This window comes from Paenibacillus sp. FSL R7-0312 (assembly GCF_038004445.1).
Classification (GTDB): Bacteria; Bacillota; Bacilli; order Paenibacillales; family Paenibacillaceae; genus Paenibacillus_AQ.
Map to the genome: position 1 here is coordinate 1787456 of NZ_JBBORE010000001.1, position 19822 is coordinate 1807277.

16 protein-coding genes and 3 pseudogenes are annotated in these 19822 nt (G+C 52.7%); 16 read left to right on the top strand and 3 right to left on the bottom strand.

Annotated features, from left to right (window positions below):
• The first annotated feature begins 296 nt into the window (after positions 1-296).
• From MKX70_RS07755 to MKX70_RS07815, 13 genes and pseudogenes are all read left to right on the top strand, one after another.
• Positions 297-635, top strand: a pseudogene (locus tag MKX70_RS07755) (DUF3243 domain-containing protein).
• A 195-nt stretch (positions 636-830) separates the two neighbouring features.
• The gene (locus MKX70_RS07760) at positions 831-1283 is read left to right on the top strand and encodes a hypothetical protein (protein WP_340839817.1); all 453 of its coding nucleotides are present in this window, start codon (positions 831-833) and stop codon (positions 1281-1283) included.
• The gene (locus tag MKX70_RS07765; RefSeq protein ID WP_340839818.1) at positions 1262-1429 is read left to right on the top strand and encodes a methyltransferase family protein; all 168 of its coding nucleotides are present in this window, start codon (positions 1262-1264) and stop codon (positions 1427-1429) included. Before MKX70_RS07760 ends, MKX70_RS07765 begins: the two co-directional genes overlap by 22 nt.
• A gap of 39 nt (positions 1430-1468) precedes the next feature.
• Positions 1469-2498, top strand: a pseudogene (locus MKX70_RS07770) (LLM class flavin-dependent oxidoreductase).
• Positions 2499-2926: 428 nt separating this feature from the next.
• A complete protein-coding gene (locus MKX70_RS07775; RefSeq protein ID WP_052415919.1) occupies positions 2927-3241 on the top strand; it encodes a helix-turn-helix domain-containing protein in 315 nt (104 codons plus the stop codon).
• Positions 3242-3246: 5 nt separating this feature from the next.
• Positions 3247-4179 carry an IS3 family transposase gene (locus MKX70_RS07780; RefSeq protein ID WP_081956614.1) on the top strand — a complete coding sequence of 311 codons (933 nt, stop codon included), beginning with the start codon at positions 3247-3249 and terminating at the stop codon, positions 4177-4179.
• 353 nt (positions 4180-4532) lie between these two features.
• A pseudogene (locus tag MKX70_RS07785) lies at positions 4533-5012 on the top strand (glutathione peroxidase).
• A gap of 251 nt (positions 5013-5263) precedes the next feature.
• The gene (locus MKX70_RS07790) at positions 5264-6898 is read left to right on the top strand and encodes a formate--tetrahydrofolate ligase (protein WP_340839819.1); all 1635 of its coding nucleotides are present in this window, start codon (positions 5264-5266) and stop codon (positions 6896-6898) included.
• A gap of 365 nt (positions 6899-7263) precedes the next feature.
• The gene (locus MKX70_RS07795) at positions 7264-8628 is read left to right on the top strand and encodes an FAD-dependent oxidoreductase (RefSeq protein ID WP_340839820.1); all 1365 of its coding nucleotides are present in this window, start codon (positions 7264-7266) and stop codon (positions 8626-8628) included.
• Between the two features lie 237 nt (positions 8629-8865).
• Entirely contained in the window at positions 8866-9693 is an 828-nt protein-coding gene (locus MKX70_RS07800; RefSeq protein ID WP_039309150.1) for a formate/nitrite transporter family protein, read from the top strand.
• Between the two features lie 568 nt (positions 9694-10261).
• Entirely contained in the window at positions 10262-11479 is a 1218-nt protein-coding gene (locus MKX70_RS07805) for an MFS transporter (protein WP_340839821.1), read from the top strand.
• Between the two features lie 61 nt (positions 11480-11540).
• Positions 11541-12053 carry a GNAT family N-acetyltransferase gene (locus MKX70_RS07810; protein WP_340839822.1) on the top strand — a complete coding sequence of 171 codons (513 nt, stop codon included), beginning with the start codon at positions 11541-11543 and terminating at the stop codon, positions 12051-12053.
• A complete protein-coding gene (locus tag MKX70_RS07815; protein ID WP_340839824.1) occupies positions 12050-12709 on the top strand; it encodes an MOSC domain-containing protein in 660 nt (219 codons plus the stop codon). The genes MKX70_RS07810 and MKX70_RS07815 overlap by 4 nt, the downstream gene beginning before the upstream one ends.
• A 295-nt stretch (positions 12710-13004) precedes the next feature.
• On the opposite strand, the gene MKX70_RS07820 is transcribed toward MKX70_RS07815, so the two are convergent.
• Positions 13005-13553 carry a GNAT family N-acetyltransferase gene (locus tag MKX70_RS07820; RefSeq protein ID WP_039309141.1) on the bottom strand — a complete coding sequence of 183 codons (549 nt, stop codon included), beginning with the start codon at positions 13551-13553 and terminating at the stop codon, positions 13005-13007.
• A 40-nt stretch (positions 13554-13593) separates the two neighbouring features.
• Positions 13594-13839, bottom strand: a complete 246-nt coding sequence (locus tag MKX70_RS07825) for a DUF2164 domain-containing protein (RefSeq protein ID WP_042240376.1) — start codon at positions 13837-13839, stop codon at positions 13594-13596.
• A 247-nt stretch (positions 13840-14086) separates the two neighbouring features.
• Between MKX70_RS07825 and MKX70_RS07830 the strand changes: the two genes are divergently transcribed.
• Positions 14087-15799, top strand: coding sequence for a glutamine--tRNA ligase/YqeY domain fusion protein (locus MKX70_RS07830; RefSeq protein WP_081956730.1), 1713 nt, complete (start codon positions 14087-14089; stop codon positions 15797-15799).
• 102 nt (positions 15800-15901) lie between these two features.
• On the opposite strand, the gene MKX70_RS07835 is transcribed toward MKX70_RS07830, so the two are convergent.
• On the bottom strand, positions 15902-17119 hold the full coding sequence (locus tag MKX70_RS07835) for an MFS transporter (RefSeq protein WP_042240373.1): 1218 nt from the start codon (positions 17117-17119) through the stop codon (positions 15902-15904).
• A gap of 236 nt (positions 17120-17355) precedes the next feature.
• Here MKX70_RS07835 and MKX70_RS07840 point away from each other — a divergent pair, with 236 nt between their 5' ends.
• Entirely contained in the window at positions 17356-19221 is a 1866-nt protein-coding gene (locus tag MKX70_RS07840; RefSeq protein ID WP_340839825.1) for an ABC transporter ATP-binding protein, read from the top strand.
• On the top strand, positions 19151-19822 hold the full coding sequence (locus MKX70_RS07845; RefSeq protein ID WP_042240366.1) for a response regulator transcription factor: 672 nt from the start codon (positions 19151-19153) through the stop codon (positions 19820-19822). Before MKX70_RS07840 ends, MKX70_RS07845 begins: the two co-directional genes overlap by 71 nt.

Below are 19822 nucleotides of genomic sequence, written 5' to 3' on the forward strand. Positions count from 1 at the left end.
ATTCCGTTATCACATGTGTTTTTGCCTGAAATGAGGATCTGCGGACATATAAGGGATTCTGAGTCCGCTTGATCTGCAAATACGGCCGTTCTGCCCGAATAAGCGATTCTCAGTCCGCGTCACTAGCAGCCCGTGCCAGGAGAGTACTGACAAGTTCCAGTCTGCGCAGGAAGGCGGTGTGTCACGGGATGATGATCAATCCTACTATATCCTTCGGCGGGCTTCGTTTGGTTCACCCGCGGGGCCTCTGGTTAATTAGTGGGAAACCGCACACTAATAAATGGGAGGTGTTCTGTATGTCTGAACATAATCATGTGGTGAGCAAGGACGGAAGTGTGACGATGCACCGGGTGAACGATGCGCTGGACCGGATTGAGCCGGGGCAGAAGGAAATGATCCTGAACAATTTCGAGGATTTCAAAAGCTACTTGGGAAAGCGCATCCACCTAGCGCAGAAAATCGGGCTCAGCGATGAGTAGCTGGCTGTGGTCGCCGAGAAAATCGCCGATTATCTGGCGGCGTACGAAGAGCCCCGCAACAGTGAGGAGAAGCTGCTGCTGGAATTGTGGAAGGCCGGAAACAAAGAAGAGCGCCACCGGCTGGCGCATATGCTGGTGAAGATGGTGCAGCATTAAGAGGTAGCCAGTATATTCTTAAATGATGAACACCAGCGGCTTATCAGCTATCCCGCTTCAGCTTAGGCGGTTCCGTGACGGTAACGGGACCGCCTTTTCATCTGCGCGGAAGGCCTTTGACAAGTAAATGGTTAGGGGATACAATTAATTTAATATATGATCAAATATTCATATGTTTGAGGGAGTGAATTTATAATGGGTACTCTTAATATTTTATCCCTGATTGTATTCTGTATTTTCCTGGTTTCTTATGTGTTAAAGCTTGTGATTCTGTACAGAAAGAACAGCATTAAGGCCAATGTGCTGGCCAAAGGCAAGAAAAGCTCCGGAATAAAATTAACAGAACGATTAGTTAAAATAGCTACATTCATTTGGGGGGCTACATGGTTCTCTATGTCATTAGCTGAACCTTATTTTGTCGATTTTATAGGCCGGCATTATAATCTTCCGGTTGTTAACTTCGCCGGTGTGGGTATAGTTAGTTTAGGATGTGCAGTGTTCATTCTCGCTATGACATCAATGCGTACCTCATGGAGAGTCGGGATAGATAAGTCTGCAACGACTAAGCTTATCACCCGGGGGTGTATAGATATAGCCGGAACGTTGCTTTTGTCGGCTTTGATCTTATGTTCTCGGGTTTGTATTTGATGTATCCAAATTTCTTGACCCTGATCATTCTGGTGCTTAACGTTCTAGCTATTCACCTGTTGATACTGCAGGAAGAGAAACATCTAAGACTTGTATTCGGACAGGAATATGATGATTACTGCCGCAAAACTCCAAGATATATTTAAAGCCGAAGACAAAATCCAACCCATTGGAGCTGATCCTATATGAAATTAAGCATTCTGGATCAATCGCCGGTGTCTGAAGGGAGCTCGCCTGCGGAGGCACTGGCCCAGACAGCATTGCTGGCCCGCGAAGCAGAGCGTCTCGGGTATCACCGCTTCTGGGTTGCTGAGCATCACGGCGCCCGGACTGGCCGGCTCCAGTCCGGAGGTGCTGATGGCTCATCTGGCTGCTGTAACTTCGGAGATCCGCATCGGCTCAGGAGCTGTGCTGCTCCCGCATTACAGTGCTTACAAGGTCGCCGAGAACTTCCGCGTCCTTGAGGCATTGTATCCCGGGCGTATTGATCTGGGTGTGGGCAGAGCAGCAGGCGGCAGTGCGCTGTCCGCCAGGGCGCTGCAGGATAACCGTGTGAATCCTGAGGATATAGACCGTTATGAGCAGCAGCTTAAGGAGCTCATTGCTTTTCTGCATGAGTCTGATGAGACAGGGGCTGTGGAACCTCCACACCGCTATGCCGGACTGCAGGCTACACCTGCCGTGAGTACAGCACCGGAAATCTGGCTGCTGGGTTCAAGCAGTGCCAGTGCGGCGCTCTCCGCCCGGCTGGGGACCGGATATGCCTTTGCCCGGTTTATCAACGGGAACGGGGGTGCGGAAGCGGTGCGGGAGTATGCGGATAGCTTCGCTCCATCCCGTGCTGCTGCAACGCCACAATCGCTGGTGGCAGTTTTTGCTGTCTGTGCCAGAACCTCTGAGGAAGCCGACCGCCTGGCCGCCAGCATGGATCTGTCGCTGGTACTGCTGGAGAAAGAGCATCTCTCCACCGCCACTCCTTCTGTAGAAACTGCTATGAATTATACATATACACCTTATGACAGGTTCTCCATTAAGGATAACCGTAAGCGAATGGTCGTAGGGTCGCCGAGGGAAGTCAGGGAGCAATTGCAGGCGCTGGCGGAAGAATATCAATGCGGGGAGCTGATGATTTCATCGCATATTCACAGCTTTGAGGATAAGCTGGCATCCCTCCGGCTTATTGCCGAAGCCTGCGGGCTGACGCGAAGGGTGTAGCTTTCCAGGGCCGCTGGATATGAAGCTGAAGAGCATAAATGTACCCTAAATCCGCCCAAAGTGGGCTGGCTGTGAAGGTAAACGAGAGCCCAATGTATGCGGAAAACCGAGTACAATGTGTCACTGCGGGGTAAACGAGCCCAATGTATGCGGAAAACCGAGTACAATCTGTCACTGCGAAGGTAAACGAGCCCAATGTATGCGGAAAACCGAGTACAATGTGTCACAGCGAAGGTAAATGAGCCCAATGTACTTGAAAAACCGAGTACAATGTGTCACTGCGGGGTAAACGAGCCCAATGTATGCGGAAAACCGAGTACAATGCGTCACTGCAAAGGTAAACGAGCTCAATGCTCCACAGCCCCCTAAAGAAGTTGGAGTCCTCCCCCACAAAAATGTAGACTAGATACAGGAGGAGGATGAACGGAATGGGACACTTAACAGGAACAAGAGAGAAGGCAGCGCAAGAGGTGTTGTCTGGCATTAAGGCGGCGGTGGTTGCCCGAAAGTATGGGGTGACTCCATCAACGGTGAATCAGTGGGTGAGGGATTACCGGGAAGCCCATGGGGAGCAAGATCATCCGTATCCCCAGGACCAGGTGGAGGAACGGAAGCGCCTGCTGGACGTCGAGCAGAAATATGAGAAGGCCGTCAAGATGCTCGGTGAAAAGGAGTTAGAGATTGAGATTCTGCGTGAACTGCTAAAAAAGCCAACCCCTGCTTATCCGAAAAAATCGAGGTAGCCGATATGTTCATTAAGCAGGGGAATACCGCAGCCTTGGTGCTCCGTCTCGTGGGGCTAGCAGAGTCTACGTACTACGACCGTAAGAAACGCAAGAAGCAGGAGGCACAGGCCGTCCCCCAGGGGCGTGGAAGACCCCTACCCGGCTACTCCCTGACCGAGTCGGGAGAGAAGATTAGCGACGAGCAGATCCAGGAAATGCTCCTGGAACTGGTCGCTGGAGAAGAGCACGTGTACGGGTACAAACTGCTGGCCAAGTGCTTGTGGAACCAGCACGGGCTGAGGCTCAACCACAAGAAAAGCTACCGGCTGTGTCAGGCGCTGGAGATCCTGCAGCCCCAGCGTCAGAAGCGCTTTAAGCATCCCCGGAAGCTGCCGGAGAACCGAGTCATTACCGGAGCGGGCCAGCTCTGGCAGATGGACATTAAATACGGGTATGTGGCGGGCCGGGACCGGCATTTCTTCGTCCTGAGCATTATCGATGTGTTTACCCGGGTTATCGTCGGGTATCACCGAGGATCGTCGTGTGAGGCCAAGCACGCCTGCCAGACGCTGGGACGCGCCATGGAGCAACACTGCGCCCCTGGCAGCGCGCGCCCGGTGATCCGCACCGACAACGGCCCCCAGTTCATCAGCCATCTGTTTGGCGACATGTGTGAAAGCTGGGAGATGACCCATGAACGCATTCCGCCTCGAACGCCGGATTTAAATGCTTTTATTGAATCGTTCCACAGCAATATCGATCGGGATTTGTTCCGCAAAGAGGCCTTCGACACGTTCGAAGAGGCCTATGAAGCCGTGGACCGGTACATGGACTTTTACAATAACCGCAGAATGCATACGAGTCTTCGCAACATGCCGCCAGCTACCTTTGCGGAGTGGGTGCTGACCCTAGAAGACCAGTCCTGCTTCTTCTGGCCGAGAGAAAAAGCGAAATAAAGAGCAAGGCTACGACAAGTACCGATTTTATACGGAGGACTCCGGGATAAGGGGGTCGCACCGAATGTATGCGATAAACCGAGTACAATGTGTCACTGCGGGGTGAACCAGCCCACTGTACTCGATAAACCGAGTACAATGCGGCCCAAAGTGGTCTGCTCACTTAACGATTATCCTTGCTGCTGCCATCCGCAACGCAATCGGAGCCTGAAATTTTGTATCACGCTGCCAATAGGATAAAATAAAGAGGAATGCCCTTAGTGATGCATGAGCTGCATAAGCCGCATAAGGGCATGAACTCTATAAGCCGCCAGGGTAAATACGAACATACAGCCGAAAGGAAGCGAAGCAGGATGTCGATCTATAGTTTTGCCGGAGTCACACCTTCGGGTACAGAAGTGCCGTTTAAGGACTATGAGGGCAAGGTGCTGCTGATCGCCAATACGGCCAGCAAGTGCGGGCTTACCCCGCAATACGGAGATTTGCAGAAGCTGTACGAGTAATACGGAGATCAAGGGCTTGTTGTGCTGGGGTTCCCCTGCAACCAGTTTGCCGGACAGGAGCCGGGTACAAGTGAGGAAGCGGAAGCCTTTTGCCAGATCAATTACGGCGTTACTTTCCCGGTGTTTGCCAAGGTAGATGTGAATGGGCCGGAGGCAAGCCTGTTGTTCCAATATTTGAAGGGCCAGCAGCCGGGTGACGGGGAGAGCAGCGATATCCAGTGGAACTTCACGAAGTTTCTGGTAGACCGCAGCGGCAATGTGGTGGCGCGTGTGGAGCCGAAGGAATCACCGGAGAGCATGAAGGACCTTATTGAATCTCTGCTGAAATAAGTATGGCTTGTCACAAAATAGTCCGCTCCCGGATTGGGGTGCACGCGCACCCTGTCCGGGAGTTTTTTTGCTATCTAAGCAAGCCGTTTCTGCTTGGCTGTATAGACGGAAGTATCCCCTGTATGAAAATTATCCTTGAATCTTTTCAGAGACACTGTATCCTTTGAAGAGAAATGTTTCACTCATCTACGGAGATTGCATAAAGAATTATGGGATGCAGGATAATAACGGCAGGAGGGTTTCATAAAGGCATGAGGTTAATAACAGAGGTAGCATCGGCAGCAGGAATCAATGAAGAGCATCTGGAGTTGTATGGTAAGTATAAAAGCAAACTGTCGCCGTCCCTGTGGGCAGAGCTGAAGCATAAACCGGACGGCAAGCTGGTCCTGGTTACGGCAGTTAACCCTACACCGGCGGGTGAAGGCAAAACCTTGACGACCATCGGGTTATCCCAGGCGCTGAATGCGGCGGGAATCAAGACGGTAGCGGCACTACGTGAACCTTCGCTTGGACCCTGCCTGGGCATGAAGGGCGGCGCAACCGGCGGAGGCAAGGCGCAGATTGTTCCGGCAGACGAGATTAATCTGCATTTCACCGGGGATATCCATGCGGTGACCTCCGCGCATAACCTGCTCTCCGCGATGATCGATAATCATATTTTTCAGGGCAACGCCTTGAACCTGGACCCGCAGCGGATGGTATGGAAACGTGTGATGGATATGAATGACCGCAGCCTGCGGAATATTGTGACCGGTCTTGGCGATGGCAACGGGACGGTGCGGGAGAGCGGCTTCCAGATCACGACGGCTTCAGAGATTATGGCTGTGCTGTGTCTCTGCAATGACCTCGCGGATCTCAAAACACGGCTGAGCCGGATGCTGATCGGTTATGATACGCTGGGACAGCCAATAACCGCCAAGGATATAGGAGCTGTAGAGGCGATGACTGCACTGCTCAAGGAAGCGGTCAAGCCTAATCTGGTGCAGACGCTTGAAGGCACGCCCGTGATTGTACATGGCGGACCCTTCGCTAATATTGCCCACGGCTGCAGCAGTGTAATCGGAACCCGCTATGCCCTGAAGCTCGGAGACGTGGTAGTGACTGAAGCGGGCTTTGGCGCAGATCTTGGTGCCGAGAAGTTCATGGATATTAAATGCCGCCAGGCCGGCCTGACCCCTTCTGCCGCAGTGCTGGTAGTTACAGTGAAATCACTGAAATATAACGGAGGCGTCCGCAAGGAAGAGCTGTATGCCGGCAACCGGGCGGCGCTGCTCTCCGGATTGTCCAATATGGAGCGCCATATTGAGAATCTTGGCAAATTCGGTGTGCCTGTTCTCGTTGCCCTCAATCACTTTGAAGGAGATGCCCCGGCGGAGATTAACGATGTGCTGGAGGCCTGCCGCCGGCTGGGTGTGCCTGCGGCTATCTCCAAGGTATGGGCCGAGGGAAGCGCAGGCGGGCAGGAACTGGCGCAGGAGCTGAAGAAGCTGCTGGACCGGGAAGAGGCCGTAAAGTTCGCGCCGCTGTATGAAGACAACCTGGATATCCCGTCCAAAATCAATAAAATCGTCACCGAAATCTACCATGGCGCAGAAGTGGCCTTCTCTCCGGCAGCCAAACGCAGTCTGGCTGTGATTGACAGGCTGGGCCTGCACCAGCTTCAGGTCTGTATGGCCAAAACGCCATATTCCTTCTCTGATCAGCCGAGGCTGCTTGGAGCACCGGAAGGCTTCACCATGGGTGTCCGGGATATTACGCTGTCCCTTGGCGCAGGATTTGCTGTAGTCATCACAGGGAACATTGTCACAATGCCGGGACTTCCCGCCAAACCGGCCGCAGAAGGTCTCCTGGTTGATGAAGATGGTGTGATTTCCGGTTTGGAATAAAAGGTTTTTTGGCCGCAGACAGGCGGCAGCCATCCATTAGATAGAGCCTCACTTGTTCCGCAGAAGGTTGCGGTGAAGTGGGGCTTTTTTTGCTACACAGATTTGAATGTATACAGTTCCGCACCGTAACGCTGCTTCCTGCTGCTTCCTGCTGCTGACAGACATAATGTTCTACTGGCGGGGAAAACTAATGCAAGACGAAAAGAAAACCCGTGCAGATAATTAAAAATTGAAATTGTGAACAATGTGAGAAAATTCACAAAAGTGCTTGTAATGTGATAAATATCACAATATAATCAGTATATAAAGTGAAATTAATCACAAAAACAGAGAAACAGGCTTGTAAATTGGAGGAGGAAGAAATCATGAAAGTAGCAGTCATTGGATGTACACACGCCGGAACCGCCGCAATTGTTAATACCGCACAGCTGTACCCGGATGCCCAGATTACGGTTTATGAGCGCAATGATAACATATCGTTCTTGTCTTGCGGCATTGCGCTTTACGTAGGGGGAGTCGTCAAGGACCCGCAGGGATTGTTCTATTCTTCCCCGGAACAGCTTGCAGCACTGGGTGTGCAAACGAAGATGCGCCATGAAGTGACGAATGTGGATACCGCCCGCAAAACCTTGACGGCCCGCAACCTCGCTACAGGCGAAGAATTTGAAGATACGTACGACAAGCTGATTATGACAACAGGCTCATGGCCGATTGTGCCTAAGCTGGAAGGTATAGAGCTGGAGGGGATTCTGCTCTCGAAGAATTATAATCACTCCAACACCATTATTGAACAAGCACAGAAGGTGAAAAGAATTACTGTAGTCGGAGCCGGTTATATCGGCGTTGAGCTGGTTGAAGCTTTTCAGATGAACGGCAAGGAAGTTACCCTGATCGACGGGGAAGACCGCATTCTGAGCAAATATCTGGATGAGGAATTTACGGCTCCGATTCAACAATCTCTTGAAGAGCACGGCATCAAGCTTGCGCTTGGAGAAAAGGTTGCAGCATTCGCCGGAGAGAACGGCAAAGTGACTAAGGTCATTACAAGCAAGGGAGAGCATGAAACCGATCTGGTCATTCTCTGCATCGGCTTCCGTCCGAATACAGAGCTGCTCAAGGGTCAAGTCGATATGCTTCCGAACGGCGCGATTATGGTCAACGATTACATGCAGACCAGCCTGCCGGATGTATATGCCGCTGGTGACAGCTGTGCGATTCATTACAACCCGACCGGCAAACATGCTTATATTCCGCTCGCCACGAACGCTGTACGCATGGGGACCCTGGTAGCACGCAATCTGGTCTCGAACACGATTCCTTATATGGGCACGCAGGGAACATCAGGCATCAAGATTTATGAAGACAATATTGCCGGTACCGGACTTACCGAGGATGCCGCCAAAGCCGAGGGTATGGATGCTGAAAGTGTAATGCTGATTGACAACTACCGTCCGGAGTTTATGCCGACATTCGAGCAGGTTCAGGTAAAAGTCGTATTCGAACGTGCGACCCGCCGCATTCTTGGGGCACAGATTATGTCCAAGATGGATCTGACGCAGTCGATCAATACCATATCGGTTTGTATTCAGAATAAAATGACCGTGGACCAGCTGGCCTTCATTGATTTCTTCTTCCAGCCGCACTACAACAAGCCTTGGAACTTCCTGAACACTGCAGGACTTCAGGCACTGCCCAAGACAGTTGCCGTTAAAGAACCAGTACACGTCTAAACCCCATGATATTGCGGGGCCCGTTAAGGGCTCCTTTTTTTGTGGTTATAACTATTAATTCCGGGTCCGAACGAGAAAAATATTCCGCCGCCTAAGCTTTTATGGTAAATTTGACATGTCAGTGAAAACTTTCACTTAGGTTTTCCGAGAGTGATTTTTATCACGTTAATGTGATTGTGATCACGTTACAATGGCATAAAGGAACAAATTTTAAGTAAATAGAAGGGGATAGGAATCATGGCTTATAACAAACCGCAGGGGATCGCCGAAGTAACGGTAGAGAACGGAGTCAAGAAAGCGCACAATCCGCTCAGCACTGTACTTATTCTCGGTTTCCTGGGAGGAGCGTTTATCGCGCTCGGATTTTTGCTGGATATTCGTGTCATTGCCGGTGCGCCTGCCGAGTGGGGGTCTATCGCTAACTTCATCGGAGCTGCGGTATTCCCGGTAGGGCTTATACTGGTGCTGCTTGCCGGAGGCGAGCTGCTGACAGGCAACATGATGGCGGTGCCGCTTGCTTTTATTGCGAAGAAGATTTCGTTCTGGGAAGTGATTAAGAACCTGGTGCTGATTACACTCAGCAACCTGGCAGGTGCCTTGTTCGTTGCTTATTTCTTCGGTCATGTCGTTGGCCTTACATCGGACGGGGTGTATCTGGAGAAGCTGGTAAGTATGGCTGAGCATAAGATCGATGCGACCTTCCTGCAGGCCTTTATCTCCGGGATCGGCTGTAACTGGCTCGTGGCGCTGGCCGTGTGGCTCTCCTATGGAGCAGATAATTTCAGCGGCAAAATCCTCGGTATCTGGTTCCCGACAATGGCGTTTGTAGCCATCGGCTTCCAGCACGTTGTAGCTAACATGTTCCTTATCCCTGCTGCCATCTTCGAAGGACATTTCACTTGGGCGCAGTATTTCGCCAACTTTGCCCCGGTATGGCTGGGCAATCTTACGGGCGGCGCAATCTTCGTCGCAGCGGCTTACTGGATGGCTTACCTGCGTAAGGAGCCGGCAGCTGTAACGGCTGTTGAAGGAATCTCCGCTGCAGGTGTGAAGAAACACGCATAATTCATAATCCCCCGGTGATGACCGGCATTTCAATAGTTTGGCCCAAGCACTTCCTGGTTTCTCGGCATCCTGTTTATGGGAATCGCAGAGAGACAGGAAGTGTTTTTTTGTAAATATAAGAATTTATATGTTTCACACGATAACTTATCCTTCTATTTCTCGCTGAAACGGATACCGTCCTCTTAAGGACGGCTTAGCCGTTTCTACTTGTAACCCCGGACTCTGCCCTGGAATAACTTCAGGGCAAAACAAAATTCGCCGTGCATATCCGACTCGGGGGAACGAAATCGGATTCACGGCGAATAAATAGGGAGTGTTTCATATGCACTATTACCCCGGCCTGCGGGGAACGAATCAGGTCATATCCACCTATTTTCTTTACGTGCAGAAGATGAGGTTATAGAATATAAACAGCACTTCAAGCGTGAAGTGATTGGGAATTTCGCGACAGTGAATTCATTGATGCTATGCGATAAAGCATTAACGCAGGAACTTGCCCTTCCTCCTGTTTTCAGATGATACTGGATGGATTAATGACACCTATGTTACAGGGGATGAAAGACAAGTTATGAGATTTTTGCAGGCCTATCCGAAGGAAGTCAAAGTATTCTTGATTGCCAGTCTCATTAATGCAACCGGCAGCGCGCTGATGTGGCCGCTGGTTACGATGTATGTATTTGATGAGCTGGGACGCAGTATGAAAGATGCGGGAATTGTTCTGCTGGTCCAATCCCTCGGGGGGATTGCCGGGCAATTGCTGGGCGGATCTTTGTATCACAAGGTAGGGGTAAACCGCCTGATTGTCGGAGCACTGGCCATGAACGCGCTGACCCTGTTTGCTCTTCCGTGGGCAAGCGGCAGCTGGAGTATATTCATTATAGTTATGGGCCTGATGGGTTTGTTCAACTCCCTGTCTCTCCCGGCTATTCAGGCCTTTATCGGCTTCCGGTTCGCGGAGCAGCGCGGAGAGCTGTTCAATATCGTCTATGTCTCGAACAATATCGGGGTAGCACTGGGTACCGCACTTAGCGGATTCCTGGGCAATTATATGCTGAGCTTTGTGCTGAACGGCGTGACTTCGGCGGTGTTTGCCGGATTCTTCTTTGTCTATCTGCGCAGGGTGGGGGCAGCGCCACCGACGTCTCACGAGAAAATACAGAAGAAACACCCGCAGGGGGAAGCATCAGGCTGGAAGCTGCTGGGGTATACGCGGATTTATCTGTACATGGCTATTGGCTCGATGTTTCTGCTGATCGGCAATTCGATCTGGAATACCGGAGTATCGCCGTTTATTATTTCAGAGGGCTGGTCGAAGCAGTTATACGGCTTCCTCTGGACGCTGAACGGCGTACTTATCTTTGCCGCTCAGCCGCTGGTCAGTTTGATCAAACGCTGGTTCGCAGGGACTTCTACTGCGCAGATGACAGCAAGCGCCGTATTCTATCTGGGCGGGTATGCGGTCATACTGTTCATGCCGAGCTACCCGGGCATGCTGCTGGCGATGGTGCTGGCTACACTGGGTGAAATGCTGATCTCGCCGGCCATGCCATCCTTCATCTCGGAGCATGCCCAGCGCAGTGCGCCCTTCTATCTCGGGCTTAGCGGCGGTATCGGCGCGGTCGGCCGGGTTATCGGCCCGTATCTGATGGGGATTCAATTCGACAGAGGGGGCCTTGCGCCGACAGGCTGGCTGGCCTGCGGGATGGCGGTTCTGTCCGTGGGATTCTTCGCGGTCCATGCCTACGTTAACCGCGGGACCGTGAAGCCCCGGAGCAATACTGCATAAACGGCTGCGCTGTAACTAATCCTTTTATTATCTGCTTAGTAAGGCAAGGGGTGTAAAGGTTATGCAACAACTAAACAGGGATTCGGCTTTCACTATCCGTCCCTCTGAAATCAGGGATGCCCGTGAGCTGATCATTCTCGATAATATGATCTGGACAGAGGAGACAACACCCGGTCCGCTGATGTGGCGCTCCCGGGAGGATTATCTGCTGCATGCACCGCCCGGTTCCCAGCTTGTAGCCTTGCAGGACGGGGAGCTATGCGGGTATGTCGGCTTCGGCTGTCCCAGCGGAATGGAGAGCAACCGCCATGTATGCGAGGTTAATATTGCCGTACATCCGCGCTTCCAGCGCCTGGGTGTAGGCAGCCGGCTGATCGCAGAGATCAAGCACCATGCCGCAGAGAATGGAATCCGTAAGCTGCGCTTGCGTGTGCTCTCCTGCAATACACCGGCACTCTCGTTCTACCGCAAATGCGGATTTGAGGAGGAGGGACGGCTGCGGGAGGAGTTCTATCTGGGCGGAAGATATGTAGATGAGGTATTCATGAGCTGCATGCTGGACGAGGAGGAATGAAGATGGAAGTCGTCTCACTTAATGTAGGCAAGCCGAAGACCGTGGATTACCGCGGCAAACCGCTGGAAACGGGAATCTACAAGCTGCCGGTCCCAGGTCCGCTGGAGCTTCATGCTGAAGGCTTCGACGGGGACGGGCAAGCGGATCTTGTAAACCACGGGGGCCCCGACAAGGCCGTCTGCGTCTATCCGGTTGAGCATTATGCCTTCTGGGAAGAGCTGCTTGGCCGGAAGCTGGACTACTCCGCATTCGGTGAGAATATCACAGTGAGCGGACTTCTGGAGACCGAGGTGTGCATTGGGGATGTCTTTGAGATTGGTACGGCACTGCTGCAGGTAAGCCAGCCGCGCTTCCCCTGCTTCAAGCTCTCGCAGAAGCATGGTCCGGCGGATATGCCTGCGCGGGTGCTGTCTACCGGTTACAGCGGGTTCTATTTCCGTGTGCTGCGTGAAGGCAGGATTGCATCCGGTGACCGGATTATTAAGCGGGAGAGCGGAGCGGGCCATTTCCCTGTGAAGCAGGTGCTGTACTCGATGGAGCATGGGCGCAAGGATAAGACCGGACTAGCCGATCTAGCCCGGCTGGACAGCCTCACAGCCGGCATCCGGGAGAAATTCCGGGGCTGGCTGGATGCTGCGGATATCGCGGAGAGCTAGTGGTGCGGGTGTAGCTGGTGTAGCTGGTGTAGCAGGGAGTAGAGCTGAGCCACCAACCCTGCCCTGCAAGTAAACAAGTGGAAAAACGTATCTTAATTCGCCGACTTCTAGTAAATAACCGGAAACAAGTGGAAAAACAGCAACTAAAATAGTTAGTTTCAGCCTCGTTAGACGAAAGGTGAGAAATTAAGTGTTGTTTATCCAACTGCTGCCCTTATTGCCCATTAGCTGAAACGAAGCCGTCCCTGAACCGGACGGCACCGTTTCCCGCAGAGCGTGAAGCTACAATCTGCTGTCAGCCCAGCAGCTTCCATTCGCTGCGCAGCAGACCGTAGACTGCGTGGTTCACATAACCTGCGGGCAGCTTCTCCGCTTCGCGGATCACGCCTTCGAAGATGAATCCGAGCCGCTCGGGAATGGCCCTGCTTGCCGTGTTACCCGTGGCGCAGCGGATCTCTACACGGTTGAGCTCCAGCTCCAGCAGGGCATAATCCACGAATACCCGGCAGGCGCTGGTCATGTAGCCGTTGCCTTCATAACCTTCACCCAGCCAGTAGCCAATACCGACAGACCGGTTGTGCCAGTCAATCTCGTGATACCCGATGATCCCTGCTAATTCCTCCCGGACCCATAGTCCGGCCGTGAAGCCGCCATTGTCACTGCCCTGCTTCACGGCATTCTTGATGAAAGTAGTCAGGTGGGCCTGCTCGGCTACGCCGTCCACCCAAGGCAGCCACTGCCTGAGCCGGTGGCGTGAGCGCTCCACCAGGGCGTACATATGGCGGGCATGCTCTGGCATAAGCAGCTTCAGCTTCAGCTCTTCATCAATGACATAATTAAACATGCGGCTTCCCCCTCTGCAGCGTAAGGTATAGTCTTCTGCCCTAACGCTTTTTCCACTCCAGAGCGTAGATATCTTCCTCCAGCGCCTGCATGCGCTGTGAGGCCAGTGTCCGGCAGTCACTCAGTGCCCCGTTATAGACAGCCGGCCCAAGCTCGTTCAGGAAGAACTCCAGCAGATTATCTGCTGCAAGATGGCCAATCGTTTCCCCGCGTTCGGCTTCGAAGTATGCGCGGATATTCTCGGTGATCAATTCCCGCTGCTCTTTGGGCAGTTTGATCGGTTTCATGGGTACCCTCCTCTTCTCGGTAATCCTATATGATCCATGCTACTCTATCGCCGGGAGAGAAGTCAAAGATGCAGTTTCATCACTGTTGGATCTTAAAGGCGGCTTAGTTTCACCGGGACAGATACGTTGTACATCAGGGACAGGAGTGCCGTTTCTGGTTAACTTTTATTGAACATTCCCTGCCTAACGGGTATATTAATAGGAAACATGTTTATACAAGGAAGTAGTAATAATACAGAACGAAAGGTTGATCATTGTGGAGAACCAGGGTACACCCTCCAATTTCATTAAGAACGTCATTACCGAAGATCTCCGCTCGGGCAAGGTTAAGGAAGTGGTCACCCGCTTTCCGCCGGAGCCGAACGGTTATTTACATATCGGACATGCCAAGGCGATCTGGATTAACTTTACACTGGCTGATGAATTCGGCGGCAAGACCCATCTGAGATTCGATGACACCAATCCGGTCAAAGAAGACACGGAGTATGTGAACTCCATTCAGGAAGATGTGAAGTGGCTCGGATACGAATGGGAAGAGCTGCGTTTCGCCTCGGATTATTTCGGTGAAATGTACGAGCGGGCCGAACTACTGATCAAGAAGGGCAAAGCTTATGTCGATGATCTCACGGCAGAGCAGATCCGTGAATTCCGCGGAACGCTGACGGAGCCGGGACAGAACAGTCCTTACCGTGAACGCGGTATCGATGAGAACCTGGACTTGTTCCACCGCATGCGGGCAGGCGAATTCAAGGACGGCGAGAAGGTGCTGCGCGCCAAAATCGATATGTCCTCTCCAAATATCAATTTGCGCGATCCGGTCATTTACCGTATCTCTCACTCTCATCACCACAACACCGGCGATGAATGGTGCATCTATCCGATGTATACCTTCGCGCATCCGCTCGAAGATGCCATTGAGCATGTTACCCATTCCCTCTGTTCGCTGGAGTTCGAGGACCAGCGCCCGTTCTATGACTGGGTTGTAGCGGAATGCGAGATGCCGGCTGCGCCGCATCAATATGAATTCGGGCGCCTTAACCTCGCCCAGACCGTTACCAGTAAGCGTAAGCTGAAGCTGCTGGTGGATGAAGGCCATGTCGACGGCTGGGATGATCCCCGCATGCCGACGATATCAGGACTGCGCCGCCGCGGGTATACCCCGGAAGCGATCCGCAGCTTCGTGCATGAGACCGGCATTTCCAAGAGCCAGGGCCTCGTAGACCTGCAGATGCTGGAGCATTTCATCCGTGAAGACCTTAAGCTGACGGTACCCCGGACCATGGCTGTGCTGCGGCCGCTGAAAGTAGTTATTACGAATTATCCTGAGGGCGAAACCGAATACTTCGAGATTGAGAACAATGTGGAGAACCCGGAAATGGGTAACCGCCAAATTCCGTTCTCCCGTGAAATCTATATTGAACGCGATGACTTCATGGAGGTTCCGCCGAATAAGTATTTCCGCCTGTTCCCCGGCAACGAGGTCCGGCTCAAGAATGCTTACTTCATCAAGTGCAACGAGTTCATCAAGGATGAGAACGGAGAAGTTATTGAGCTGCACTGCACCTATGATCCTGAAACGAAGAGCGGCAGCGGATTCACCGGACGCAAGGTCAAGGGAACGCTGCACTGGGTAGATGCGAGCCAGGCGGTACCGGCAGAATTCCGTCTCTATGAGCCGCTGATCTCCGCAGAAGAAGCTGAGACCGAGGCCGAAATCGAAGGTCTGGAAGCTGCTGAAGGCAAGCCGGAGCCTACCTTCCTGGATCAGCTTAACCCGAAATCGATCGAGATCATTCAGGGCTTCGTCGAACCGGGCCTGAAGGACAGTGTGCCGCAGGACAAGTTCCAATTCTTCCGCCATGGTTATTTTAATGTAGACAGTAAGTATTCATCACCGGAGCATCTGGTATTCAATCTGGTGGTTTCCCTGAAGAGCTCTTTCCAGCCCAAACAAGGCTAGACTCTCCATGAATGAATACAGGCTTGGCCTCCCGTACGGGAAGCCAAGCCTGTTTGCTGTGTGCTGTGAATCGAACGGTCCCGCCTACCTGGGGTCCCGCCGCTACTCCTCTGCCGCTCCGTCTTCGGGATCTGCCGGAGGCCGGTAGCCGCCGCGGATGAAGAAGAGCCACATGAGACCAAAGCCGATGGTGCCGAACAGGGCGAGGAGCGCACCGGACTGATACATCGTCTGCACTCCGAGATTCTGATACATCCAGCCGCCGAGTACGCCGCCGAGGATGCCGGATATTCCGCTCCATGTAAGCGTGTAGAGTGCTTGTCCCGAGGACCGGTAAGCCCTTGGAACGAGCAGCATAGTAAGCTGGGTGCCGACATAGAAGAATCCGCCGAAGGTAATACAGTGCAGCACCTGAATGAAGGCAACCTGTAGTGGAGTGGTTGCATCGGCCATCATCCACCAGCGCAGGAAGAACAGGGCGCTGACGAACGTGAGGGAGGCCAGCAGTACAGAGATTTTACGTTTAAGAATATAATTGCACAAGAGCAGCACTCCCATCTCCAGAATGGAAGAGAGGAACACCGCCAGCCCAATCATGGTCTTGCTTCCCCCCAGCTCTGTGATGTACAGTGACACAAAGGTGTTGTTCATCGTATTCGGGATAGAGACCAGAATGCCGAAGAGGATGAAGCACAGGAAGAACGGATTATAGAAGATCTGACGCAGTCCCCTGAATGGCAAGGGAGCGATTCCGATAGAATGATCAAGCTTCGGCATAGCGATCAGAGCAATCATCGCCGCGCACAGCAGTGCTGCAAAGAGATAAGACAGCACAGAAACACCAGCCCATTCAATCACGGGTCCGGCCAGTATGGCAGTAAACGCCCAGCCTAACGATCCCCAGAGCCGGTATGAGCTGAACCGCTGGCTGGTACCGTCGATATAGCTGAGGATCATGGTATTGCTCTGGGCGAACAGCGGCCCCTGGAAGAAGTAGAAGAACAGAATAGAAATATATATCATCTCGTATGTATTCGCCTGAAAGACTAGCTGGGACAAGACCAGCGTGCCGGTCAGCATGACCAGGACAATCCGCCGGATATTCTGATAACGGTCACTCCAGATACCCCAGAAGGGATTGGCAATAATAGAGACGAGCGCACCTACCGACATCAGGCTCCCGATCTCCAGCTTATTCATTCCCATGATCTGAAGATATAGCGGAAAGAAGCTGGTGAACAGGACAATCGTTCCATACACGAAGAAGTTGAACCATTTAAGAGAGGTGAAAGACAGCTGCTTATCGAGGTTCTCCCGCAAACTTTGCACTCCTTTCCCGCCAGATGCCTTGAATCCTTAGAACGGCAGAAGTTGCCGCTTCTATCACTGTAACATTTGTTGAAAAGGGATACAAACCAACTTATATAGGGAATTACAAATCAATGGAAAATTAACAGTTTAATTTCAGTTTACAAAGCACAGTTATTCTAGGTTGGAAGGCGGAAGCGGGACATCAGCTGTTCCTGACATCTATCCGCCGGAAAAGGGGATTAACCATGAAGAACACTCAAGCACCGCAGAAGCAGGGAGCAGCGATGAAGCCGTTCCTGAAGCTGCTGCATGAAACCAAACCCTCCTACATGCTGCTGGCACTGGCTCTGGGCCTCAGTATGATTTCGACCCTGGTGGGTCTTGTTATTCCAATGTTCACGAAGAACCTGGTCGACGGCTTCTCGCTGGCTTCCGTCAGCAAGCTGCAGATTGCCGGAATTGCCGGAGCTTTCATCGCACAGACCCTTGCCGGCGGTGTCTCGATTTATCTGCTGAATGCGGTCGGGCAGAAGATTGTCGCCGGGCTTAGGGACCGGCTGTGGCGCAAATTCCTTGTGCTGCCTGTGTCCTATTACAATGAGAACCGGACAGGTGAAAGCGTCAGCCGGATGACCAATGATACTGGAATTCTCAAGACACTGATCTCGGAGCATCTGGCCAGCCTCTTTACCGGCGTGATCTCCATTGTCGGTTCAATCTCTGTCCTGCTCTTCCTGAACTGGAAAATGACGCTGGTACTGTTCACCGTCCTCCCGCTGTCGGCGCTGATTCTGGTACCGCTGGGCCGGCAGATGTACAAAATATCAAAAGGCACACAGGATGAGACAGCCTCCTTCACCGCCACACTTAGCGGTGTATTGTCTGAAATCCGGCTGGTTAAATCCTCCGGAGCCGAGCAGAAGGAGTATGAGGCCGGACGAAAAGGAATTATGAACCTGCTGTCCTTCGGCATCCGTGAGGGCAAAATTAGTGCGATGATCAGCCCGTTGGTCTCCTTCGTCTTCATGATGCTGCTTGTGGTGATTATCGGCTATGGCGGAATGCAGGTGTCCTCGGGGGTTCTGACCGCCGGTGAGCTGGTGGCCTTCATTCTGTATCTGATCCAGATTATTATGCCGCTGACCCAGCTGACTCAATTCTTCACGCAGCTTCAGAAGGCCAAAGGTGCCTCGGAGCGGATTATCGAGACGCTTGCGGCAGAGGAAGAAGTGTATGAAGGTGTAGAAGAGGCTGGCAGCGGGGAAGGCCCAATCGATGTGGAAGACCTCAGCTTCGGATACAAAACGGGCGAGAAAGTGCTGAACAAGATAAGCTTCACGATGCTGCCGGGCCAGGTGACAGCGATTGTCGGCCCAAGCGGCGGCGGTAAAACGACGCTGTTCTCACTGCTGGAACGATTCTATGAGCCGCAGAGCGGTGTTATCCGGATGGACGGCAAGCCGGTGTCGATGTTCTCGCTGAAATCCTGGCGTAAGCGGATCGGGTATGTCTCGCAGGAAAGTCCGCTGCTGGCCGGAACGATTGCCGAGAATCTGGGATATGGACTGGACCGCGAGATCAGTAAGGAGGAGCTGCAGCATGCTGCGGCCATGGCATACGCTGACGGCTTTATTGCAGAGCTTCCGGACGGGTACAATACGGACGTCGGCGAACGCGGAGTGAAGCTGTCCGGCGGACAGCGGCAGCGGATCGCCATTGCCAGAGCGCTGCTGCGCGATCCGAAGATTCTCATGCTCGATGAGGCAACGTCCAGTCTGGACAGCCAGTCGGAAGCCGTTGTACAGAAGGCACTGGGCAATCTGATGCAGGGTCGGACCACGATTGTCATTGCCCACAGACTGGCTACAGTCGTCAATGCGGACCAGATTATATTTATGGAAAAGGGCCGGATAACCGGCAAGGGAACACATGAAGAGCTGCTGCGGGATCATGAGCTGTACCGTGAATTTGCCGAGCAGCAGCTGCAGATGAATACGCCGGAGCTTCAGGGCAGTGTGATAGAGGAGGGTTCTACAGGATATGGCCAAAATACTGGTAGTGGACGACGATCCGCACATCCGCGAATTGGTGGGAGTCTTTCTGAGAGCTGAAGGCATGGAAGAAGTGCTGAGTGCCTCCGATGGGCTGGAGGCGCTGCGACTGCTCGAAGAGACACCGGCCGATCTGGCGATTATTGATGTCATGATGCCGAATATGGACGGCTGGGAGCTGTGCCGGGAGCTGCGCAAGCAGTATGACTTCCCGATCCTGATGCTGACAGCCAAAGGTGAAACCTCACAGATTGTCAAAGGCTTCGAGCTCGGTACAGACGACTATCTGGTCAAGCCGTTCGAGCCGCCCGTACTGATCGCCAGAGTGAAAGCGCTGCTGAAGCGGTACCAAATTTCTGCCGCCCAGAGCGTTACCGTAGGGAGCCTGCGGATGAACCGCAGAACATACGAGGTTGTATCCGAGCATGGCGATGTTACGTTGCCGCTTAAGGAATTTGAACTGCTGTTCAAGCTGGCCAGCTATCCGGGTCAGACGCTGACACGCGACCGGCTGATTGAAGAGATTTGGGGTTATGATTTTGAAGGGAATGAGCGGACGCTGGATGTGCATGTGGGCCGTCTGCGCGAGCGGTTTCCCCGGGATAAATTCGGGTTCGCCATCCGCACAATCCGGGGCCTTGGTTACCGGCTGGAGGGATAA